At 55.5% G+C, this 21,083-nt stretch carries 21 protein-coding genes; 7 read left to right on the top strand and 14 right to left on the bottom strand.

The window, feature by feature from the left end; all coding sequences use genetic code 11:
- Window positions 1–61: 61 nt before the first annotated feature.
- From ACW4TB_RS11545 to ACW4TB_RS11535, 3 genes are read right to left on the bottom strand one after another with little or no spacing between them, the layout of a single operon-like run.
- The gene (locus ACW4TB_RS11545) at window positions 62–409 is read right to left on the bottom strand and encodes a hypothetical protein (protein WP_023048569.1); all 348 of its coding nucleotides are present in this window, start codon (window positions 407–409) and stop codon (window positions 62–64) included.
- Window positions 410–445: 36 nt separating this feature from the next.
- On the bottom strand, window positions 446–1,846 hold the full coding sequence (locus tag ACW4TB_RS11540) for a heavy metal sensor histidine kinase (RefSeq protein ID WP_125924308.1): 1,401 nt from the start codon (window positions 1,844–1,846) through the stop codon (window positions 446–448).
- The gene (locus ACW4TB_RS11535) at window positions 1,846–2,523 is read right to left on the bottom strand and encodes a heavy metal response regulator transcription factor (protein ID WP_012316925.1); all 678 of its coding nucleotides are present in this window, start codon (window positions 2,521–2,523) and stop codon (window positions 1,846–1,848) included. The genes ACW4TB_RS11540 and ACW4TB_RS11535 overlap by 1 nt, the downstream gene beginning before the upstream one ends.
- 165 nt (window positions 2,524–2,688) lie before the next feature.
- Here ACW4TB_RS11535 and ACW4TB_RS11530 point away from each other — a divergent pair, with 165 nt between their 5' ends.
- From ACW4TB_RS11530 to ACW4TB_RS11505, 6 genes are all read left to right on the top strand, one after another.
- Window positions 2,689–2,895 carry a co-regulatory protein PtrA N-terminal domain-containing protein gene (locus tag ACW4TB_RS11530; protein ID WP_053868003.1) on the top strand — a complete coding sequence of 69 codons (207 nt, stop codon included), beginning with the start codon at window positions 2,689–2,691 and terminating at the stop codon, window positions 2,893–2,895.
- 181 nt (window positions 2,896–3,076) lie between these two features.
- Complete coding sequence (locus tag ACW4TB_RS11525; protein ID WP_279932427.1) at window positions 3,077–4,918, top strand: copper resistance system multicopper oxidase; 1,842 nt, start codon at window positions 3,077–3,079, stop codon at window positions 4,916–4,918.
- A 14-nt stretch (window positions 4,919–4,932) separates the two neighbouring features.
- Window positions 4,933–5,256 (top strand): hypothetical protein, encoded by a 324-nt coding sequence (locus ACW4TB_RS11520; RefSeq protein WP_125924299.1) that lies wholly within the window; start codon window positions 4,933–4,935, stop codon window positions 5,254–5,256.
- Complete coding sequence (locus ACW4TB_RS11515) at window positions 5,246–6,361, top strand: copper resistance protein B (RefSeq protein ID WP_012316929.1); 1,116 nt, start codon at window positions 5,246–5,248, stop codon at window positions 6,359–6,361. Before ACW4TB_RS11520 ends, ACW4TB_RS11515 begins: the two co-directional genes overlap by 11 nt.
- 10 nt (window positions 6,362–6,371) lie before the next feature.
- Window positions 6,372–7,154 (top strand): c-type cytochrome, encoded by a 783-nt coding sequence (locus ACW4TB_RS11510; protein ID WP_012316930.1) that lies wholly within the window; start codon window positions 6,372–6,374, stop codon window positions 7,152–7,154.
- Complete coding sequence (locus ACW4TB_RS11505; RefSeq protein ID WP_023048571.1) at window positions 7,144–7,599, top strand: DUF411 domain-containing protein; 456 nt, start codon at window positions 7,144–7,146, stop codon at window positions 7,597–7,599. Before ACW4TB_RS11510 ends, ACW4TB_RS11505 begins: the two co-directional genes overlap by 11 nt.
- A gap of 105 nt (window positions 7,600–7,704) precedes the next feature.
- Here the strand turns inward: ACW4TB_RS11505 and ACW4TB_RS11500 are convergent, their stop codons facing one another.
- From ACW4TB_RS11500 to ACW4TB_RS11490, 3 genes are all read right to left on the bottom strand, one after another.
- The gene (locus ACW4TB_RS11500; RefSeq protein ID WP_016489899.1) at window positions 7,705–7,893 is read right to left on the bottom strand and encodes an AbrB/MazE/SpoVT family DNA-binding domain-containing protein; all 189 of its coding nucleotides are present in this window, start codon (window positions 7,891–7,893) and stop codon (window positions 7,705–7,707) included.
- Window positions 7,894–8,030: 137 nt separating this feature from the next.
- Entirely contained in the window at window positions 8,031–8,363 is a 333-nt protein-coding gene (locus ACW4TB_RS11495) for a DUF2790 domain-containing protein (protein WP_012316932.1), read from the bottom strand.
- A gap of 145 nt (window positions 8,364–8,508) precedes the next feature.
- Window positions 8,509–9,021, bottom strand: a complete 513-nt coding sequence (locus ACW4TB_RS11490; protein WP_023048572.1) for an antitoxin Xre/MbcA/ParS toxin-binding domain-containing protein — start codon at window positions 9,019–9,021, stop codon at window positions 8,509–8,511.
- A gap of 137 nt (window positions 9,022–9,158) precedes the next feature.
- On the opposite strand from ACW4TB_RS11490, the gene ACW4TB_RS11485 reads away from it, so the two are divergent.
- Complete coding sequence (locus tag ACW4TB_RS11485) at window positions 9,159–10,082, top strand: TniQ family protein (protein ID WP_125924300.1); 924 nt, start codon at window positions 9,159–9,161, stop codon at window positions 10,080–10,082.
- Here the strand turns inward: ACW4TB_RS11485 and ACW4TB_RS11480 are convergent.
- The 8 genes from ACW4TB_RS11480 to ACW4TB_RS11445 all read right to left on the bottom strand — a co-directional run bounded on the left by ACW4TB_RS11480 (window position 10,054) and on the right by ACW4TB_RS11445 (window position 21,066).
- The gene (locus ACW4TB_RS11480; protein ID WP_031312166.1) at window positions 10,054–11,532 is read right to left on the bottom strand and encodes a TnsD family Tn7-like transposition protein; all 1,479 of its coding nucleotides are present in this window, start codon (window positions 11,530–11,532) and stop codon (window positions 10,054–10,056) included. The two genes, ACW4TB_RS11485 and ACW4TB_RS11480, sit on opposite strands and share 29 nt — an antisense overlap.
- Window positions 11,533–11,556: 24 nt before the next feature.
- Entirely contained in the window at window positions 11,557–13,005 is a 1,449-nt protein-coding gene (locus ACW4TB_RS11475) for an ATP-binding protein (RefSeq protein WP_023048574.1), read from the bottom strand.
- The gene (locus ACW4TB_RS11470) at window positions 13,002–15,170 is read right to left on the bottom strand and encodes a Mu transposase C-terminal domain-containing protein (RefSeq protein WP_103435499.1); all 2,169 of its coding nucleotides are present in this window, start codon (window positions 15,168–15,170) and stop codon (window positions 13,002–13,004) included. Before ACW4TB_RS11470 ends, ACW4TB_RS11475 begins: the two co-directional genes overlap by 4 nt.
- Window positions 15,163–16,077: a TnsA endonuclease N-terminal domain-containing protein gene (locus ACW4TB_RS11465; protein WP_455842973.1), complete on the bottom strand. Its 915-nt coding sequence runs from the start codon at window positions 16,075–16,077 to the stop codon at window positions 15,163–15,165. The genes ACW4TB_RS11470 and ACW4TB_RS11465 overlap by 8 nt, the downstream gene beginning before the upstream one ends.
- Before the next feature lie 254 nt (window positions 16,078–16,331).
- Entirely contained in the window at window positions 16,332–18,167 is a 1,836-nt protein-coding gene (gene glmS, locus ACW4TB_RS11460) for a glutamine--fructose-6-phosphate transaminase (isomerizing) (RefSeq protein ID WP_012316942.1), read from the bottom strand.
- A gap of 2 nt (window positions 18,168–18,169) precedes the next feature.
- Window positions 18,170–18,946 (bottom strand): DeoR/GlpR family DNA-binding transcription regulator, encoded by a 777-nt coding sequence (locus tag ACW4TB_RS11455; protein ID WP_012316943.1) that lies wholly within the window; start codon window positions 18,944–18,946, stop codon window positions 18,170–18,172.
- Window positions 18,947–19,158: 212 nt separating this feature from the next.
- A complete protein-coding gene (glmU, locus tag ACW4TB_RS11450; protein WP_042111845.1) occupies window positions 19,159–20,526 on the bottom strand; it encodes a bifunctional UDP-N-acetylglucosamine diphosphorylase/glucosamine-1-phosphate N-acetyltransferase GlmU in 1,368 nt (455 codons plus the stop codon).
- A 120-nt stretch (window positions 20,527–20,646) separates the two neighbouring features.
- Window positions 20,647–21,066, bottom strand: a complete 420-nt coding sequence (locus tag ACW4TB_RS11445) for a F0F1 ATP synthase subunit epsilon (protein WP_012316945.1) — start codon at window positions 21,064–21,066, stop codon at window positions 20,647–20,649.
- Window positions 21,067–21,083 lie beyond the last annotated feature (17 nt).

The following is a 21,083-nucleotide window of genomic DNA, read 5'->3' as shown; positions in this document are numbered from 1 at the left end:
GCCCAGGCGCGTGCCATCGGCCCGCTGCTAGGCAGAACGATGGTGTGAAATTAAGAGGGAGTCAGACGCGGGGAGGACGCCATGGATCGGGGGGAGAACCTGTTGCTATGCCTACAGCGTAGGTATCGGCAGGTCGTGGCTTGGCATAGGTCAGTCCAGGCGTCAGGAAGCTGAGCTGCACTGTGCTGGCAGTTCTGCACTCCTGGCCTACCTTGCAGGATTTGGCATGGTCACCAGTCTTGCCCGGCTCTTGGTCCTGGCAGCAGTCATGGTCCATGCCCGCCATCATTTCCATGCCCATGGTCTGCATTGGGCAAGGTTCAGTCGCCGAATCGATGCCCGCCATCCCGTTAAGCGGAAGCGCCACGATAAGCATCAGGATGGTGAGCAGTCGAATGAAGCGTTTCATGATGGGCGAATATAGGTTACCGGGATGAATTCAGCATTAAGAGGCTTCACCAAACAACCGCTTGGAGGCTGGAAGGCTGATGTAAAAGGTTGTGAATCCCTCCGCTGAAGTACACCAAATTCGTCCGCTGTGAGCCTCGATGATGGAGCGTGTTATCGACAGGCCCAGGCCTGCATTGCTTGGTCCGCCTTCGCGTCTGGCTGGATCAGCCCGATAGAACCGGTCGAAGATCTTGCCAATGTGCTGAGGATCGATGGTTACTCCGCTGTTACGTATGGACAACGTCACGTTTTCACGTGTTTGCTCGATCTGCACTGATATCTCGTTGCCTTCCGGGGTGTAGCGCAACGCGTTCGATAAAAGGTTGGAAAGCGCTCGGTCAATCATCAAGAGATCGCCACGAACCTTGCCACGACCTTGGAGGGTCAGCTGGATGCCTTGATCCTCAGCCAGAAACTGGTAGTACTCGAACAGCTTGGATACGAGTTCGGAGAGCTCCACATCAATCTGCTCAGGCACGATCAGACCGTTATCCGCCTTCGCGAGGAAAAGCATGTCGTCGATCATGCGCGACATGCGCTTGAGGTCTTCAAGGTTCGAATAGAGGTTTTCCTCATAGGCATCCAGGTCACGCTTCTTGGTGAGCACCACTTCGGTATGGGTAAGTAGGTTGCTGACCGGCGTTCTCAACTCATGAGCGATATCGGCAGAGAAGTTGGACAACCGAACGAATGCATCCTCCAACCGTCCCAGCATCCCGTTGAAAGACAGGATGAGCTCCTGAAGCTCTAGCGGTACGGGCTCCAGCGGAATGCGCTCGCGGAGCGATCTTGCCGACATCCCGGTGGCCACTTTGGTGATTTGCCCGACAGGCCGAAGCCCACTCTTGGCAACGACCCAGCCCAAGCCTGCGCTCACAATCGCGCTGATCACCAAGCCGATGCCGAACCACCATTGCAGGGTGACAAAGAAATGCGCGTGAGTGGTGACATCGAGCATCAGCACGGCCGTCACCGGTTCCGGCTCGCCCGCGATGGTCATCTGGGCGGTGATACCGCGGAAGTTCTGCGCTTCATCCTGCCATTCCCAAACTGCGCCCCGGTGCGCCTGCTCGAACTGCTTAGGAATTTGCGAAGCCTTGGGATCTGAAAAAAGGACCGTTCCGTCAGCCTTGGTGATTTTCGCCGACAGATCCTGATGTGCGCCGAGCAATGCCCGCAGCTGCTGCTTCTGATCGTCGAGCCCGCCTCGCGCTACTGAAATGGACAGAATATGACGCGTTGACTCCAGCTTTTCGGAGAGCGCCTGCTCATCCAGCATCCGGAAATGGTGCTGGCTGAGCCCGTAGAAAGCCACGCCGGCAACGACCAAGACAGCAGTCACCGCGAACATGAACATCAGGGTCAGTCGCTTGACGAGCGATGATTGCGGGCGCATCACTCGGCCACATCCATCATGTAGCCCATGCCTCGGGCGGTATGGATGAGCTTTGGCGCGAAGTCGTCATCAATCTTGGCCCGCAGTCGGCGAATCGCGACCTCGATCACGTTGGTGTCACTGTCGAAGTTCATGTCCCAGACCTGAGAAGCGATCAGCGACTTGGGGAGCACCTCCCCGCGTCGGCGCATGAGCAGCTCCAAAAGGGCAAACTCCTTGGCAGTAAGGTCGATCCGCTTGCCGTTTCGCGTAGCCCGGCGCTTGAGCAGGTCAACCTCAAGGTCCGCCATCTTCATGGTGGTTTGAGCAGAACCACCGTTGCCTCTGCGCAGCAGTGTGCGGACCCGAGCCAACAGCTCAGAGAACGCAAAGGGCTTCACAAGGTAGTCATCAGCACCCAGCTCCAAGCCTTTAACGCGATCATCTACGCCATCACGGGCCGTGAGAAAGAGGACCGGCACGTCTTTCCCCGCTGCCCGGATCTTGCGCAGGACCTCCCAGCCATCGAGCCCCGGCATCATTACGTCCAAGATCAGCAAGTCATACGCTTCGCTCTGCGCCTGTTGCAGGGCGTCAGTGCCTGTCATCACCCGGTCTACAGTGAAGCCAGCCTCTGTTAGGCCTTGCTGGAGGTAGACACCGGTTTTCGGCTCATCTTCGGCTACGAGTAATTTCATCTGCTCTCATCCACGCGGAGTGCATCTCCAGTTTGCAGGAAAAAAGACGCCCAACCAGAAGCTGACGGAAAAGTAATGTCGCGATCAGTTTTCTGACAGCACCGCGAGGCTAATTTGACCCTGTACCTGACGCCATGAGGCGCAGAACCCACTGAGGATCTCCAGATGAACATGGTCAAAGCAATTGTGATGGTCGTTACCTTCGGCATGGCAGGCATCGCCCTGGCAGAGGGCGGCGCGGACCGGACCTTTGCGCGGATGGAAGCGGCTCGCCAAAACTCCATGCAGGCCTATCAGGTTGCGCAGCAGGAGAAAGAGCAGCCGCCGGTCGCCGCACAGTCCAGCAAGCATGTCGGCCACGAGAGCTGCTGATCCGAGCTTACAGAAATGTAATCACTCCGGAATCTGAACTATGGCAGTTTCAGACTACGGCCTCTCATCAGCCTCGCGCAGTAGCGAAAGTCTACGAGACTGGTGAGAGCTCCAACGAACCCAAGGGCTGCGCCATCGAGCAGCCTGGATATCAGCGATCTACCTGACTGGACGCAACGGCATGCAAAGCAAAACCACGAGACGATCATTCGTCAAAGGCCTGGCCGCTACCGGACTTCTGGGTGGGCTCGGCATGTGGCGCGCGCCGGTCTGGGCTGTGACCAGCCCTGGCCAACCGAACGTGCTCAGCGGCAATGAATTCGACCTGTATATCGGTGAACTGCCCGTCAACATTACGGGGGCAGCTCGTACGGCCATGGCCATCAACGGCTCCGTGCCAGGGCCGATCCTGCGATGGCGCGAAGGCGACACCGTGACGCTGCGCGTACGCAACCAGTTGAAACAGGACACCTCCATTCACTGGCACGGCATAATCCTGCCCGCCAATATGGACGGTGTGCCGGGCTTGAGCTTTCACGGCATCGCTCCCGATGGCATGTACGAATACAAGTTCAAGGTCCATCAGAACGGCACTTACTGGTATCACAGCCACTCAGGCCTCCAAGAGCAGTCTGGGGTCTATGGCGCACTGGTGATCGATGCTAAGGATCCCGAGCCGTTTGTATATGACCGCGATTACGTCGTCATGCTCAGCGATTGGACGGATGAGGACCCGGCGCGGGTGCTCTCCAAACTCAAGAAGCAGTCCGACTATTACAACTTCCACAAGCGCACGGTCAGCGACTTCGTTGACGACGTGAGCGAGAAAGGCTGGTCGGCCGCTGTAGCGGATCGGAAGATGTGGGCTGAAATGAAGATGAGCCCCACCGACCTCGCAGATGTGAGCGGGTATACCTACACCTACCTCATGAACGGCCAAGCTCCGAACGGCAACTGGACGGGTATCTTCAAGCCCGGCGAGAAGATCCGCCTGCGATTCATCAACGGCTCGGCCATGACCTATTTCGATGTCCGGATTCCTGGGCTCAAGATGACGGTTGTGGCTGCCGACGGCCAGTACGTCAAACCCGTATCGGTCGATGAGTTCCGGATCGCCGTTGCTGAAACCTACGATGTCATCGTCGAGCCTGAAAACGAACAGGCCTATACGATTTTCGCGCAATCCATGGACCGTACCGGGTATTCCCGAGGCACCCTGGCAGTTCGCGAAGGCTTGCAAGCGCCCGTACCGGCGGTAGATCCACGCCCGATCATCGCCATGAGCGATATGGGCATGGACCACGGCAGCATGGGCGGAATGGATCATGGCAGCATGGCTGGCATGGACCAGGGCAGCATGGCCGGAATGGATCAGGGCAGCATGGCCGGCATGGATCACAGCAAGATGGCTGGAATGGACCACGGCAGCATGGCCGGTATGGACCACAGCAAGATGACTGGGATGGGCAATGAAGGCATGGCCGGCATGAGCGGCGCAATGCAAAGCCATCCGGCTTCCGAGACCAACAACCCACTGGTCGATATGCAGACTATGTCGCCAACGCCAAAGCTGAACGATCCGGGAATTGGCCTACGCAACAACGGGCGTCGAGTGCTGACGTACGCCGATCTGCGGAGCACCTTCATCGATCCCGATGGTCGAGAGCCTGGACGGACAATCGAACTGCACCTTACCGGCCACATGGAGAAGTTCGCGTGGTCGTTCGACGGTATCAAATTCTCCGACGCTGAACCGCTGCGGTTGAAATATGGCGAGCGTCTTCGCATCACCTTGGTCAACGACACCATGATGACTCACCCCATCCACCTCCACGGTATGTGGAGTGATCTGGAGGACGAGAACGGCAACTTCATGGTTCGCAAGCACACCATCGACATGCCACCTGGCTCAAAACGAAGCTATCGCGTCACCGCAGATGCCTTGGGACGTTGGGCCTATCACTGTCACCTACTGTTCCACATGGAAATGGGCATGTTCCGAGAAGTACGTGTGGACGAATGAACTGGAGATTTGAGATGAGCAAACCAATGAAACGAAGCGCCTTTTTCCTTTCTGCTGCGATGGTAGGCATTCTGGCTGTTTATGCCCCGTCGTCGTGGTCCAGCGACAATCATGATCAGCATTCCCAGAAAACCACAGAGGCCGGCAAAGCCAAAGGCTCGCAGGACAAGCAGGGCCGGGGGATGAACCATGAAGGCATGGACCATGGTTCCATGGAAGGTATGGACCACGGCTCGATGAAGGGAATGGACCATGGCTCGATGGAAGGCATGGACCACGACAAAATGATGAAATCGCATGGCAGCGACAAAGCTAAGGCAGGGAAAGATGGCCAATAGCCTCGGGCGGCCTTCGCTGCTGGCTCTGACCGTTTCGATCAGCATGCTGGGCGTAACGCCCAGCTTCGCTGCTGAAGAAATGGATCACTCGGGCATGGATCATTCGAAAATGGGGCACGGCTCCATGCAAATGGATGCTGCTCCATCCGAATCGATGCCGGCGATGGATCACAGCAAGATGGGGATGGGCAAACAGCAGAAAAAGCCTGCCCCTGTTGATCACAGCCAGATGGGGCATGCTCAAAGCAAGAGTAAATCCAGCCCGGTGGACCACAACAAGATGGACCACAGCAAAATGAACCATGGAAACATGCAGGGCATGGATCACGGCTCTATGAAGGGCATGGACCATTCCCAGATGAACCATAGCTCAGCGACTTCTCCGACCACGACGAGCCGCACGCCGATTCCAGTGCTCACTGATGCGGATCGCGAGTCGGCCTTTCCGCCCCTGGGTGGCCACCAAGTGCACGACAGCGGAATCAACAGCTTCTTCCTGTTGGACCAGCTCGAATACCAGGACGCCGATGAGGGCAGCACCCTGGCCTGGGACGCATCAGGCTGGATAGGCGGCGACATTAATCGCCTCTGGGTTCGTTCGGAAGGCGAGCGCACCAATGGGGTAACCGAAGATGCTGAGCTGCAACTCCTGTACGGGCGCTCGGTCAGCCCTTGGTGGGATGTGGTCGCCGGGGTCCGCCAGGATTTCAAACCGGAATCCCCACAGACCTGGGCAGCCTTTGGTATTCAGGGCATGGCTCTGTATGACTTCGAGGCCGAAGCCACGGCGTTTATAGGCGAGAACGGTCAGACTGCTGCGCGTCTTGAGGGCGAATACGACATCCTGCTGACCAATCGCTTGATTTTGCAGCCCACGGCCGAGGTCAATTTCTATGGCAAGAACGATCCTGAGCGCGGCGTTGGCTCGGGCCTTGCCAATACCGAAGTCGGGCTGCGCCTACGGTATGAAATTGTCCGCCAGTTTGCTCCATACATAGGCGTTACCTGGAGCCGCTCCTACGGCAACACCGCTGACTTCATCCGAGACGAGGGTGGAGATGTTGATGAGGCACGCTTCGTTGCCGGTATCCGGATGTGGTTCTGAGAATTCCAACATGAAAAAAACAATTACAACGCTGCTTGGGGCCGGTGCTGTCGGAAGTGCTGCGGTATTGGGCACAGCCTATTTCGGTCTGGTGAATGTCGGCGCTGATGATCCTCACTTCCCGGCAGTCCATTCCTTTCTCGCCATGGCTCGTGATCGGTCTATTGAGGTTCGAGCGCGAGACATCGAAGTCCCTGATCTGAAGGAAGCCGCGTTGATCAAAGCGGGGGCGGGCAACTACAACGCCATGTGTATAGGCTGTCACCTTGCCCCTGGCGTTGGGAAGACTGAGCTAAGCCAAGCGCTATACCCGTCGCCACCCGACCTCACCAAGGTGGGTGTCGGAGGCGATCCAGCCGCCGCATTCTGGACAATCAAGCACGGTATCAAAGCCACGGGCATGCCCGCCTGGGGCAAGAGCATGGGCGATGAGTACATCTGGGGAATCGTCGCGTTCCTGGATCAACTGCCCCAGATGAATGCCGAGCAGTACAAGGCCTTGGTGGCCACGAGCGGCGGCCACCAGCACGGCGGCGGTGAAAGCGATATGCACAACCATGAGGGCCAGCACGGCGGGAGCGGTCGTGCCGAGCATGGTGATCACGATGAAGCGGCAGACGACGATCATGCCCAGGCAGCTCACGACCATGGAGCTGCACCCGCAGGCTCCGCTCAAGCGGCAGATCATCACGGTGACCACAATGCGGCCGAGGCCCATTCGGATGCCCACCCGACATCGTCGCCAAAGACGCATGTTCACAAAGACGGTAAGGAGCACACTCATGCCAACTAACCGGATATTCGTTCGGCTAGCCGCTATCGCTGGGCTTCTGGTGACCTCGGCGGCCTATGCTGCCGAGCCATTGTCCATCGACGTTCACCGAGACGCGAACTGCGGTTGCTGCAAGAAGTGGATCGCGCACCTGGAAGCCAATGGTTTCAAAGTGACCGACCATGTTGAGACGGACATGAGCGCAGTGAAACAGAAGCTGGGCGTAGCGCCACGGTTAGCGTCCTGCCACACAGCTGTGATCGACGGAAAGTTTGTTGAAGGTCACGTGCCAGCTGAGCAGATTCGAGAACTCAGGGGGCGGAACGATCTAGTCGGGATCGCCGTACCAGGAATGCCAGCTGGGTCCCCAGGCATGGAGGTTGATGGCGTAAGCCATGCCTACCAAGTCATTGGTTTAATCAAAAGCGGCGAGGACCAAGTAGTCGCCAACTATCCAGCCAAATAACGCACCTACCAGGAGGACGGCGGTAGGCTGACTGCCGTCCCTTATTCCCCCGCTAGAAAGCTTCATCAGCTCAACAGGACGACAGAGAGGGGCTACAAAGGGTAGCTAGTCAGATTCACGGCGCTCGCGGACTGGCTTGAGTACGATATCGCCGTTGATGAGCTCGATGGAGAGTCTGTCGCCCGTCGTGACCCCGAGCTCGCGCAAAATGTCATCGGGTAATTCCACAATCACATCGCCGGAGCCGTCGCCGGGATCTAGGCACTTTACCGTGGTGCGCGCTGATTGAGTCATTGGACTCTCCTGCCTGAGCTACCAGTCCTCATCGTACTCCACCAGTCATGAAAGCCGGTAACCAGGCGATCTATTGCCGGAATTGACGCTTCAACCCGGCGTTTTATCAGAGTAAGTCCTGTCCACTCGCTCAGTGCTCAGTTCTGGCCCCGGCAACCGACTCCAGCGGTCCGGTATTCAAGGATTTTCACGTCTCCGTTGGAATCCTCGTAATTCATCTGTGCCGGCATCACGTCACAGCTCGCCTTGGTCGACGTCATGCTGATCACCTTCGCCACGTCGAGCCGCATCCCGTAGCGATAGTGGATCACCTCCGGTGGGTTCTTTCCCTTGGCAGCGGCATAAGCTCGCATAGCTTGCTCATTGGCCTGAATCATCTTTCCATGCAGACGGTCGGATCCTCCTTCGGCGAGTACGGCTGACGAAGCCACTAGGGCCAGGATAGCGGTGATACTTTTGATGACTTTCATTTCAATCACTCCAATAAACGTGACTGAAGATTAGGGGTTGATCGCTGTCAATTGAGTGATACGGGAATTACAAGGTTGTAAGTCCCGCATGTAAAAAGAGGTAGCGTTGCCTCCTCGCCGCATACCAACCTCGCCCTCAGGCAAGCTACTGGTAGACACCCAAGCGTATACGCTCAAGATAGTCCGCTACGACGCTGAACCCGAGCGACGTGTCGAGCATCTCGAAGGGTACAAACCCCAACAAACGGCCGCACGGCCGACAAAGCCACTGCTCCGCGAGCATCTGAGAGCCAAATACCTTCGATGCAAGCTCCAGTCCTTTCGCATACTGGAACGCCACCGCGCTCTGCTGGGCATCCAGACGATGGGCCTGAGCGGGATGGCTCAGACGGTGAATGCTTCTGGTCGATCTTCCTGTGATTCGCCCGACGAGGTTACGAGCCTTGAACAGGCTCGATGACTCGACCATGCACTTCACGTCGCTGAAAAAGAATCCTGTTTGGACTAGACTCAGGAGCTCCAGCTGGCTCAACCCGTCGGGGTGGGTATGAACCAGGTGGAACGTTGGTGGAAAGGCCTGCGATTCAACAGGTGGGCGAGTGCTTGTAGGATTCACTGCATCGACCTCCTCTTGTGCGTTGGCTGCCAGACTAGCCATTTTGATTCCCAAGCACGTCCGGCGCCCTTCCACCTTCACAATAGCCCAATACGGTCACCAATGTGGATGCGATACCGGTGACTTCTAACTAAAATGGCATACCGCCCGTCTAGCAACGTGTACAAGCACTTCAATTAATGAGAATTTTCGCACCATTACCTGGAGAATATGTCGCATCAGCGCTTAAGCGAGGCAATGAGCTTCTAGGTATTAAATCTCTAAAAACTGAAGATTTCTATATAAAACCGATACCTCGTGTTGGCTTCGGGATTAGTAAAACCTTAAGCACCGTGCAAGCAGAGTGGCGGCCGCATCAAGAATTTTATTACCCAAAACTGCTAGACGACCACAAAATTTCCGAACTAGTCCTAAACGACCACACTTTGTATCCTATGATAGCTGCGCTTGGTCGTCATCGAGCGACCGCAATCGTCACACCAAAGACTTGGCAGAAAGTTTGTCCAGATTGCGTTCTCGAAGACTTGAATAACTGCGGAAGCCCCTATATTCATTGCAGGCACGTGTTGGGTTCCGTACAGGTTTGCAGTACTCATGCTTGCACTCTAATCGAAACATGTCCGGCCTGCTCAATGCCACTGAAAAAGCACGAGATTGGTCACCTAGCCAAGTGCAGCAAGCAGGGCAAATGGTCAAGACGTCAAAAGCGAGAATTCGGATCAACCCGTCATATGTACGCCAAATTTGTCGCAGATCTTCTGGGCTACCGCGGTCCGATGATACATGATGGAACGGCAGACTTTATCGCATATGCAAGCCTCATGATTAATCGCACTAGAGAATTCGAACGCACCGAGCTGGATATTTCCAAACTGATTTACAAAGAAATGGGGATTACGTCGAGACTTACCACGAGCAGTATCTCCACCAGTGACAAATTTCCTATGTATGTATTTTTAGGATGTCACACCGCTGAGAATTATTTAAATTTGCTAGCGAACCAAGATGAGCAAGACCTCCTGCGAGAGAAGAAAAAATCCATATTCAATAAACTCTTGCACGAAGCCAATAGAACTAGTCCATATCGTCACGTATCTGCATGAGGATTTCATCTTCGGATACGCGAGATATCCGTATTCCGGCATAACGGTAGAGAACACTCATGGCACAGTGTTCAGTCAGAGAGTATTCTCGGATTGCCCACCGGATTTTACGCAGCTGGTGGTCATGAGTAGACTCAAGCAAATCCGCCATCAACCTTATGCTCCTCGGAAAATGTTCCGGCATTTTAAGGAAAGCGTGGGCGTTTACCACAAGCCTGCATAGAGCAGCGCGGGTGACCTGCTGAGGCTTTCCGTGTACAGAAAGTAAGATCGCCCTAGCTTTAGCGAGCTCTGACGCAAGGGTGAAGTCCCTGGATTGCCAGTCGATTCGAATCTTTCGATCTCTGAGGTAGGGGTTTGCAGCAACATAGTTGACCAACCATTCCCTGTCGTGGCGGTACAACCACTGATAGCCCGGCTTGTCATGACATTTGGGGTTAGCACTGTTTGCAAAGGCTAACCGGCGGGCTTGGAGGTCATTGTCATCAGTAAGGTTATTCGGCCTATCACGACAGACCATAACACCAGCGGATATATCGGCCTCTGGACAGTAGGTCTTGAGGTGTTCCAGCTCCAGATCGAGGAGCCAGCAGAGGAAATAGAACTTGAAGGGCTGCACGATTCGCTCTCGTCGCCGTATGATCTGCAAAACCCAGTCACAGGACCGAACCATTTCTTCAAACTCGGCAGCGCTAGGACTGCACCGAAGTCGCCTGGTTAAGAACTCTCTCAGCATTCCCTCTCTAATTCGACCAGACCTAATAAAACTCATCTCGTCCAAACGGGTCCTGAAAAAATTTCCAGCCTGGATCGCTTTGATCTCATCGGGGTGGTCGAGCCCCCATAGCTGCATACGGGCAATCGCAATGGCCGCGCTGTGTTCTCCACAGTCCATAACCGGCGTTCCACCTGATTCGCCCGGTAGCAACATGCAACGCCAATCTGCCCCTTTGGGAAATCTCATCGCCTGTAGCACTTCGCTGTGGCGCGGACAGACGCAAATGCCCGAAGCTTGATGAATACGATGCCAGTAGGCTAAGCCGCACTCCAGCATGTCCTGTCCGACGCAGCTCTCGCAATATCTAAACGAGGCGTGTTGGAGGAAACGCGACGCTGTTATGCCCAAGGCCATCTTGAGTCCTGTACCCCGATTACCTCCCATTAGAACAACGGCATCGCGGCCCTTCTGTTCATTCAAAAACGGCAAATAAAGCGGTAAAAGTGTGAAGCGATTGATCAACTCTCCTACGGGAATGGCGCCTCCCAGACGCTCAGACAGAGCCCCTAAGCAGCATGGCAAAATGGAACCACAGGTACGCGAGTAGCTACCGAAGAGCTCGTGGCTTGACACGCGGTATCCTGGATTGGCCGCTAGCTTGTGATAGCGCACGGCCAGGCTGTAGAGCGACTCATCCGGGAACGGCTGGGGGAAGAACAGAAGGTTAGCCACTGCCTTGAGCTCCCGATCCTCATGTCACCAGGAGGAATCCCTATCCACCCAGCCGCGCTGTTCGAGCTGAGCCTGAAGGTCTTCGTCCTTCGAAAAATGCACGTTAGCTAATGCTCCGTCAGCAACCGGGACCACGGTACGACCCGTAGCCTTCGATGCCGATTTATCCTTGGCTTGAGGTGGAGGAGTGATCGCGGCCTGGGTAAGTAGCGAAAGATGAGCTCTGTCGGCCCGGCGAGCCAAGTCGTAGTTCATCATCTGGGCGATCTGGTCTTTTGTAGGCATCATGTCCTCGAAGTCAGCAATCTGAAGAGGATCACCGCTTCGTAGAGCCTCGATGGGCTTGTGTAGAAGCCTCATTTGATTGTCATACACCTGCTGAAGCACCGCTGGCGTAATAGCGTCGAGGCCCTCCCAAATTACATGACGCTGCGCAAGCATAAGCAGTTTCGCTAGGAAATCAGTATTGCCTTGGGCGAGATCATAGATCTTGGACAAGAGCTCCTTCGTCAGGGGGGCGCATGATGCCGTCCAGTCATAGGCCCAGAGTTGGGACACCAAGTGCTCCCAAAACGGATCGTCTTCGCTGAATCGGTCAAAAGCGATGGGTCCCATCCCCGCCGCTCTTCGGGCGTTGCGCAGCACACCAGAAAACAGCGGGAGCATTGCGTTGGTCCCTACATACACCAGCGGAACGCCTGCATCGTTGGATAAAGTTACGAAGAAATTCAGCAACTTTTCCCGATCCTGTCCCCCCCGCGAGGAGCAAAGATGCTGCATTTCATCAATGATCAAAGCACCAATGAAAAAGGTTTTGCACAGCTGACTGATGTGCTGGAGCATTACGCTGATGCTGTTGCCAGAACCGCCCCTGCGCGAGTATTTGTCGACTCCTAACGCAGCATCCAACGCTGAGAAGAATGCTGCACAGAAACCGCGCAACGAGCCGTCATGAGGGCACTCAATCTTTAGCCACACGACCTGGGTTTCGATGAGAATGGCGTCTTTATATCTGCTGTGGCTGATCACCTGCGGATAAAGCCTTGCGATGGAATTGAGCGCTGTGGTCTTACCCATACCACTCAAGCCGATGAGCGTCATCGTCTCAGCGGTGGACATGAATCCGTGGCCCTTGGCCTCCGCTGAGGAAGGCAGCCGATGCCTAACAGATGAGGCCAACAGCGGATTGCGTCCCATATATCCGTAGCGAATCAGCTGGCTGAAAAGGTCTTCAAGGCGCAGGTGAATTTCGAATGGAACAACAACATCTTTCAGCCGGTTGATCCCATGACCGCGAAGCTTCGGTGGCAACGCTCGTTCGGCCTCGTCGGGCTTCGGCGGAAGGTTCCCAACGCGCCTGACCACATCTACATCCGACAGAATTCTAGGCAAGCATTCGATCAGCGGGTTGCCATCGTACTGAGGCATGCCTGTAGGAATGTATTCTGCGGGGGAGAACGTCAAATCGTTCATGTCTCAGCCTCGCTTCCCTCGCTGACGACTAGTTTCAGAAACGCCGCGCTTCTCGCGGAACTGGGCCTGCCGGTGACTAGCTTAGAATTTTCTGCCACAGGAGGTATGTTATCCACAACGCGTAGCTGATTCAGATCAGCGGTATGGGAATCGCGCTCGGTCTGAGCTTCGGTAGCACGCTTGGCACGTTTGTCCCGCTTGAAATCTGCATTCGATTTCGGGTCACCCTGAGCGACACGTTTGGATTTGGCCCGGTCAAAGATTTCCTCTTGCCGCCCCCTTACCAGCGCCGCAGTATTATCACTGTCATAACGGGCATCCGGCGAAACTTGGTTCAGGACATGGATCATATCAAGAACCTCCTCCATACGGAGTCCACCATATTTCTGCCGTTGCTGCGGTACAATAGTTAAAGCCTCAAAACCTGCTTCTGACTTGATCCAACAATTTTCAATAGAGTTAGGATCATAGAATACTCGAACATATTTCGTCCGCAGGTTGTGCGAGCGCTCCAACCACTCCTCGCGTAACGCTGTTTGACATGTATACTGTACGCCTTGGAAAACAATACCGCCTCGACTTATACGACACTGCTGAGAGGGCAATAGAGCGATTTTCAACTCAGCCGGCGATACTACTTTTGAATTTATAGGGCTATTATCCTTCGACCAATTCCAAATCGCTATAGGCGTTGCTTCCACTCCGCCGGCAATCATCTCGCGATTTAAAAGGTGTGGTATCCGCAGGCTCTTATTGTGAGCCAAGACTCCTACAATAACCATTTCGGTGAACTCGTCGATATCCAAAATGGCATCGAGTTGGTAGTCCCTATCGCCGCGCTCCATTTTACGAGCATCCACTCCGCCTGGAACGAACTTCAAGTCGAGGTGTTCATTGATCAGACGGAAACGGCTTTCGATGATCCCTTTCCAATCAGGCCTGAAAGGAGGCAAAATTTGCACCCCAAGCCCCAAGCTTTGGGAGAGCGTTGCCCCCGCCTCGCTTAGAAGTTCAGCCCGGTCAGCCACAATTTCGACTGGCAAATGCGAGCATGGCCAGTCAGCTTCCTCAATGTCTACGTTGTATCGTTTGCAAAACTCAACCTTTGAGGTGCAAGCGTTGTATATCGCGTGTCTAGCCCCATTCCAGCTGGGCCCCTCAAGGCCCACGTGAATTCCTACAATCATTCTGGTGTAGGTATCGACGACTACATAAAGTATCGGACGCCCAATGAGCCACAGCCTATTAACGCGATGCACTAAATAGACATCAGCGATGGTGGAATCTATCTCATATCGCTGCGTTGCGCCTATCAGGCCTTGGGATGCTGAGCCAACGATAGCCCGATGGTCTTTGTTGTACCTGATAGAACCGCCACGCACCTTGAGCTTATACAGGTCATCGAAAAATAATTTACCGTGATATCTAAGCTGTGCAGTAGTCGGGTAACTGCCGCGTACAATATTTCCTTTCGATCCGTCAGGGAGAGTCGCTCTATAAAATTTGTTTAACATCCACTTATGTGCATCTTTCAGGGTGCCACACTTGCCGCTAGCGACTCGCCCGTAAGCCAAACGGATATGAGAGAGATGGCGCTGTTCGAGCGGGATGGCACCACCATCATTGACAACGACACCAAGATACTTACGCGGCCGACCGGGGATAATACCTGAGGACCGATCCTTTTTCTTCCCACGTCCGCCGCAAGCGCTTGTGTTCCAAAGAAACGCGTTAGGTGTCTGACCCATACTCCAATAGCGGTATAGAAGCCGGTATATCTGCTTACGCTCTACCCCTGTCTCTATGGCATGCGTCGCAACAAGCTTCCCAAAATCAGGACCAAGAATATCCAAGGCAGAGCGATCTTCTACTAAACTTCTTATAAGACTCCAATTTCGATTTCGGCTCGCCTTTTCATTTTCACTAATTTCATCGTCGCTTCTGAGCAGATGTAAAGGAACCATTTCTGGACTTAAGACCGCGCGCCCTGAATCAATTTCGTCAATTAAAACTGACTTATCAATCTGCCAAGGCTTGCCTGGATTCATATTCAGCTCAATCACGATAACAGTATCATTATTTATGCCTAAGACCCTAACTGCCTTTTTTAGTAAGCTCGGTTCTTCGCCGGGAGAAACAATGCTGTTAATTTGAAAATCAAGCATGATGAGAAACCTCGGTTGGCGGAGACAAAGCCGCTGACCGATGGCTCGGCCATACGTGCAACGGCTGCGACAAGCTTATTATTTTCGAGGTAAGATCAGACTCTAAACGGCCGATCCATAGCAGGTGATGGAAGAGCCGCTTCACGCTCATATAGTCAATATAGATATCACGTGACGCCTTTTCCAAAAGAGCTTTTAAGGGTATTTGATCCGTCTTTGACCCCGCGATGTATTCAAGTAAGTTCCCTATATTTTTCTCAGTCGGCAACGAGGGATGGATATTGGCATAAGTCCTGAGAACTCTGAGGTTCGCTAATCTAATCTTCGAGAGGTTTTCGTGCAGGACCAGCTTCCAGTCCACGCCCCTCATTGACCAGTATTTTTCCTCAATAGCGAGCTTTTCAGCTATTCGATTCCGCACATGAAGATCAGCCTGCTCAAATTCCTTTCTATATTTTACTGAGCGAGCAGCTAACCTCGTTTCACCAGAGGGATCCAAGAAGGTGATGAGAAAGTCCGTCGTCATAACGACAGGTATCTGCGTACCAGGATATACAGGGTGACGACAATTTATGCTTGAGGCAATTGCTTGAGTCTCAGCTTGTGTAAGCAGGGGGTACTGCTCTCGGATATCAATGATCGAGGCGTCGTGCTCAAGTACAGTGAGGTAATCTCGCTCCGCATTGGACAGCAGGTGATGAGTGCGGAAAATCTTAACTCCCGCAATCATATGGGAGACACCCTTTGATTTGATTTCCCACACCTTGATCCATGGTTTATAGGAATCTCTCACTCCACTTCCACGGCCTGATTTAATTTTTTTATCTATTTTTGATTGGGTCATCAGCTGGCGGTGGGCAGCCTTGACCGGAGCTACGGGCGCAGATGCCATGTTCAAGTCGCTCATGATTGGGCGACCCACTCGAACGGAACGAGGCTGGTGTGTCGTGTAAAGAGGACACGCCAGCGAGCGGGCTCAGCCAGGACAATAGTCACAGCGGTGCGTAGAGGATTGTCACCCAAATCTCCAAGGCCTGGCTCCGGCCTGATGTGCGGTCGGGGCCAGCCTTGTGACAACCTTTATTACGTTGTGACAACCTTTATTGTTTTGTGACAACCTTTATTAATCAAAAACACAATTGGCCCCTTAGCCGCCGATGCTTATTCCACCGTCACCGACTTCGCCAAGTTACGCGGCTGGTCAACATCAGTGCCTTTGAGCACCGCCACGTAGTACGACAGCAACTGCAGTGGAATGGTGTACAGGATCGGCGCCAGCGCGTCAGCGATGTGCGGTACCTTGATTACATGGGTACCTTCGCCGTTGCTCATACCGGCGTGCTCATCGGCGAACACCACCAGCTCACCACCCCGGGCGCGGACTTCCTGCAGGTTCGACTTGAGTTTCTCCAGCAGCTCGTTGTTCGGCGCTACAGTAACCACCGGCATGTCGTTATCCACAAGCGCCAGCGGGCCATGCTTGAGCTCACCCGCCGGGTACGCTTCAGCGTGGATGTAGGAAATCTCCTTGAGCTTGAGCGCACCCTCCATCGCAACCGGGTACTGCGCACCACGGCCCAGGAACAGGGTGTGGTGCTTGTCGGCAAACAGCTCGGCGATCTTTTCGACGGTGTGGTCCATGGCCAGGGCTTCGCCCAGGCGTGCCGGCAGGCGACGCAGCTCTTCGACCAGCTCCCCTTCCACGCCAGCCTCGAGGGTGCCACGCACCTGGCCCAGGGCCAGGGTCAGCAGCATCAGCGATACCAGCTGGGTAGTGAACGCCTTGGTCGATGCCACGCCGATTTCCGGGCCGGCCAGTGTCAGCAGGGTAAGGTCGGATTCGCGTACCAGCGAGCTGATACCCACGTTGCAGATGGCCAGGCTGCCCAGGAAGCCCAGTTCCTTGGCATTGCGCAGGGCAGCGAGGGTGTCGGCAGTTTCGCCAGACTGGGAAATCGAAACGAACAGGGTGTCCGGCTGGACCACCACCTTGCGGTAGCGGAACTCACTGGCTACTTCAACTTGGCAAGGGATACCGGCCAAGCTTTCCAGCCAGTAACGGGCAACCATGCCGGCGTGGTAGCTGGTACCACAGGCCACGATCTGCACGTTGCGCACCTTGGCGAACAGTTCAGCAGCCTGCGGGCCAAAGGCCTGGACCAGCACATGGTCCTTGCCCAGGCGGCCTTCCAGAGTGCGCTGAACCACGGTCGGCTGCTCGTGAATCTCCTTGAGCATGAAGTGGCGGTATGCGCCCTTGTCAGCGGCTTCGGCGCCTTCGTGATACTGCACGGTTTCACGCTGGACTGCGTTGCCGGCCTGATCCCAGACCTTCACCTGGTCACGGCGGATCTCGGCGATGTCGCCCTCTTCCAGGTACATGAAGCGGTCAGTGACCTGGCGCAGCGCCAACTGGTCGGAGGCCAGGAAATTCTCACCATGGCCAAGGCCAATCACCAACGGGCTGCCACTGCGCGCGGCAACCAGACGATCGGGTTGTTTCACGCTGATCAGCGCCAGGCCATAGGCACCGTGCAGGCGCTTGACCGCTGACTTCAGTGCGTCCGCCAGGTCCGGGATGGTCTTGAGGGTATGGTGGATCAGGTGGACGATAACCTCGGTATCGGTTTGCGAAACGAACACATAGCCCAGGCCTTTGAGCTCTTCGCGCAGCTCTTCATGGTTTTCGATGATGCCGTTGTGTACCACTGCCACTTCTTCACCCGAGAAATGCGGGTGCGCATTGCCCTCGGTCGGTGCGCCGTGGGTAGCCCAACGGGTGTGGGCAATGCCCAACTGACCGTTCAGCGGGTCGGCAGCGTTGGCAGCTTCCAGTTCAGCTACCTTGCCGATGCGGCGTCGGCGCTGCAGTTCACCCTGCTGGGTGTAAACGGCAAGGCCAGCGCTGTCGTAGCCGCGGTACTCAAGCCGCTTGAGGCCTTCGATGAGAATGGCGGTGATATTGCGTTCGGCTACGGCTCCAACGATTCCACACATGATTATTTCTCCTGGCTGATCGCGGCGCAGATCAGGTTGACGCCGCGGGCTTGAATTTGTTCGCGTGCCGCTGCTGGCAGGCGTTCGTCTGTAATGAGGGTGCTGACACTGCCCCAGGGCAGCTCAAGATTGGGGATCTTGCGCCCGACCTTGTCGGATTCGACCATCACGATCACCTCGCGGGCCACCTCAGCCATGACTCGGCTCAGGCCCAGCAGCTCATTGAAAGTCGTGGTGCCGCGGTTGAGGTCGATGCCATCGGCGCCGATGAACAGTTGGTCGAAATCGTATGAACGCAGTACCTGCTCAGCGACCTGGCCTTGGAACGACTCGGAGTGCGGGTCCCAGGTGCCGCCGGTCATCAGCAGTACGGGTTCATGCTCAAGCTCGCTAATGGCGCGGGCCACGTTCAAAGAGTTGGTCATCACCACCAGGCCTGGCTGGCGGCCGAGCTCGGGGATCATGGCGGCGGTAGTGCTGCCACTGTCGATGATGATGCGGGCATGTTCACGTATGCGGCCGACAGCAGCACGGGCGATGGCTTTCTTATAGGCAGACACCGGCTGTGCGGCTTCCCCAAGCATCTCCTGCGGAACCGGTACGGCGCCGCCGTAGCGACGCAGAAGCAAGCCATTGGCCTCAAGGGCCGCGAGGTCCTTGCGTATGGTGACTTCCGACGTTTCAAAGCGCTTGGCCAATGCGTCCACACTGACCTCACCTTGCTCGCTGAGCATGGCCAGGATGTTGTGACGGCGCTGGGGGGTGTTTCGTTTCGACATGGGCGCTTAAGTTTCGATTCGAAAGATAATAATTGCAATCAAAACCTATCAGAGGGTATTCGTCAAGGCTGTGGATCTGAAAATCAGCGGCCTGTGGATAAATAAATGCTTCCGATCGCGGTTCAGCGACTTGGCCTCTGATGCCGTTAAAGCCAATAAAAAAGCCGACTTATTCACATAAGTCGGCTTTCGATCGAAAGGGCTGTGGATAATCAGCTCTTCTTGATCTTCTCCGGGCGGTTCCAGCCATCGATGTTGCGTTGACGCGCACGTCCCACGGCAAGTTGCCCAGCCTCGACAGTCTGAGTAATCGTCGACCCCGCCGCAGTGGTAGCACCCGCCTTGATATCCACAGGCGCCACCAACGAGTTGTTCGAACCGATGAACACATCCTCGCCCATCACAGTCTTGAACTTGTTGGCACCATCGTAATTGCACGTGATGGTGCCAGCACCAATATTGGTGCGTGCCCCGATCTCGGCATCACCCAGGTAGCTCAAGTGACCCGCTTTGGCGCCTTCACCCAGGTGGGCATTCTTCAGTTCGACAAAGTTACCCACATGGGCCTTGGCATCCAGCACGCTGCCCGGGCGCAGACGCGCGAACGGACCGGCATCACTACCCTCGCCCAGCACAGCGCCTTCAATATGGCTGTTGGCCTTGACCACCACACCTTTGCGCAGGGTGCTGTCCTTGATCACGCAGTTAGGGCCAATCTGGACGTCGTCCTCGATCACGACCTTGCCTTCGAGGATGACGTTGATGTCGATCAGCACATCGCGACCAACGGTCACTTCACCACGCACGTCGAAGCGAGCCGGGTCACGCAGGGTCACACCCTGTGCCATCAATCGTCGGCCTTCGCGCAATTGATAGTGGCGCTCGAGTTCGGATAGCTGGCGCCGGTCGTTGGCACCCTGCACTTCCATCGGGTCGTGCGGTTGCTCGGTAGCCACCACCAGGCCATCAGCGACTGCCATGGCGATGACGTCGGTCAGGTAATACTCGCCCTGGGCGTTGTTGTTCGACAAACGCCCCATCCAGTCGGCAAGGCGAGCGGCTGGCAGGGCCAGGATGCCGGTATTGCCTTCCTTGATCGCTTTCTGCACATCGCTGGCGTCCTTGTGCTCGACGATCGCAGTCACCTTGCCTTGGGCATCACGCACAATGCGCCCGTAGCCGGTCGGGTCTTGCAGGTTAACGGTGAGCAAGGCCAGCTGCTGGTCACTGGCCTTGGCCAGCAGGCGTTGCAGGGTTTCCACTTCAATCAGCGGTACGTCCCCATACAACACCAGCACCGTGTCGGCAGTGATCGCCGGCAGGGCTTGGGCCACGGCATGCCCGGTACCCAGTTGCTTGTCCTGCATAACGAAATTCAGATCGTCGGCTGCCAGGCGCTCACGCACCTGCTCCGCACCATGGCCAATCACTACGTGAATGCCTTGAGGCTGAAGCTGCCGTGCGCTGTGGATAACATGACCGAGCATGGAATTGCCGGCCACCGGATGCAGCACCTTGGGCAGCGCCGAGCGCATGCGGGTACCTTGGCCGGCGGCGAGAATAACGATATCGAGTGACATTGACTGGCTACCAATCCTGGGCGGTCAGAGAAATGACCGAGGGGGAATTCGGAAAAAGAAAAAGGGTAGCCGAGGCTACCCTTTTACTCAATCGCAACAGCAGTTATCAGCCGGGGCCGATTACTTGCCTTTGCGCATTTGCTGGACGGTACGCAGCTGAGCTGCGGCCTCGGCCAGACGTGCGGCGGCGGCGCCGTAATCGAAGTCCGCGCCTTTCAGACTCAGGGCATTCTCGGCAGCCTTGAGGGCTTCCTGTGCCTGAGCTTCGTCCAGGTCTGTAGCACGTTGCACGGTATCGGCAAGCACCTTGACCATGTTCGGCTGAACCTCGAGGAAACCACCAGAGATGTAATACACCTCTTGGGCGCCACCCTGCTTGGTCAGCGTGATCGGACCTGGCTTCAGATTGGTGATCAGCGGCGCGTGGCCTGGAGCGATACCAAGATCACCCAGGTTACCGTGCGCAACCACCATCTCGACCAGACCGGAGAAAATCTCTCCTTCCGCGCTGACGATATCGCAATGGACTGTCATAGCCATCTGCTTGCCTCAACCTG

It is taken from the genome of Lelliottia jeotgali (assembly GCF_977070485.1).
Note: the sequence above shows the minus strand (reverse complement) of the source record. Positions and strands in the feature narration are given on the sequence as shown.

Coding starts and splice junctions, on each gene's coding strand:
- ACW4TB_RS11490 (WP_023048572.1), bottom strand. CDS start 9,021: ATGGCTAGTCTGGCAGCCAACGCACAAGAGGAGGTCGATGCAGTGAAT.
- ACW4TB_RS11465 (WP_455842973.1), bottom strand. CDS start 16,077: ATGAGCGACTTGAACATGGCATCTGCGCCCGTAGCTCCGGTCAAGGCT.
- ACW4TB_RS11485 (WP_125924300.1), top strand. CDS start 9,159: ATGAGAATTTTCGCACCATTACCTGGAGAATATGTCGCATCAGCGCTT.
- ACW4TB_RS11540 (WP_125924308.1), bottom strand. CDS start 1,846: ATGCGCCCGCAATCATCGCTCGTCAAGCGACTGACCCTGATGTTCATG.
- ACW4TB_RS11535 (WP_012316925.1), bottom strand. CDS start 2,523: ATGAAATTACTCGTAGCCGAAGATGAGCCGAAAACCGGTGTCTACCTC.
- ACW4TB_RS11495 (WP_012316932.1), bottom strand. CDS start 8,363: ATGAAAGTCATCAAAAGTATCACCGCTATCCTGGCCCTAGTGGCTTCG.
- ACW4TB_RS11445 (WP_012316945.1), bottom strand. CDS start 21,066: ATGGCTATGACAGTCCATTGCGATATCGTCAGCGCGGAAGGAGAGATT.
- ACW4TB_RS11525 (WP_279932427.1), top strand. CDS start 3,077: ATGCAAAGCAAAACCACGAGACGATCATTCGTCAAAGGCCTGGCCGCT.
- ACW4TB_RS11475 (WP_023048574.1), bottom strand. CDS start 13,005: ATGAACGATTTGACGTTCTCCCCCGCAGAATACATTCCTACAGGCATG.
- ACW4TB_RS11530 (WP_053868003.1), top strand. CDS start 2,689: ATGAACATGGTCAAAGCAATTGTGATGGTCGTTACCTTCGGCATGGCA.
- glmS (WP_012316942.1), bottom strand. CDS start 18,167: ATGTGTGGAATCGTTGGAGCCGTAGCCGAACGCAATATCACCGCCATT.
- ACW4TB_RS11520 (WP_125924299.1), top strand. CDS start 4,933: ATGAGCAAACCAATGAAACGAAGCGCCTTTTTCCTTTCTGCTGCGATG.
- ACW4TB_RS11545 (WP_023048569.1), bottom strand. CDS start 409: ATGAAACGCTTCATTCGACTGCTCACCATCCTGATGCTTATCGTGGCG.
- ACW4TB_RS11515 (WP_012316929.1), top strand. CDS start 5,246: ATGGCCAATAGCCTCGGGCGGCCTTCGCTGCTGGCTCTGACCGTTTCG.
- glmU (WP_042111845.1), bottom strand. CDS start 20,526: ATGTCACTCGATATCGTTATTCTCGCCGCCGGCCAAGGTACCCGCATG.
- ACW4TB_RS11455 (WP_012316943.1), bottom strand. CDS start 18,946: ATGTCGAAACGAAACACCCCCCAGCGCCGTCACAACATCCTGGCCATG.
- ACW4TB_RS11500 (WP_016489899.1), bottom strand. CDS start 7,893: ATGACTCAATCAGCGCGCACCACGGTAAAGTGCCTAGATCCCGGCGAC.
- ACW4TB_RS11470 (WP_103435499.1), bottom strand. CDS start 15,170: ATGCTTGATTTTCAAATTAACAGCATTGTTTCTCCCGGCGAAGAACCG.
- ACW4TB_RS11510 (WP_012316930.1), top strand. CDS start 6,372: ATGAAAAAAACAATTACAACGCTGCTTGGGGCCGGTGCTGTCGGAAGT.
- ACW4TB_RS11505 (WP_023048571.1), top strand. CDS start 7,144: ATGCCAACTAACCGGATATTCGTTCGGCTAGCCGCTATCGCTGGGCTT.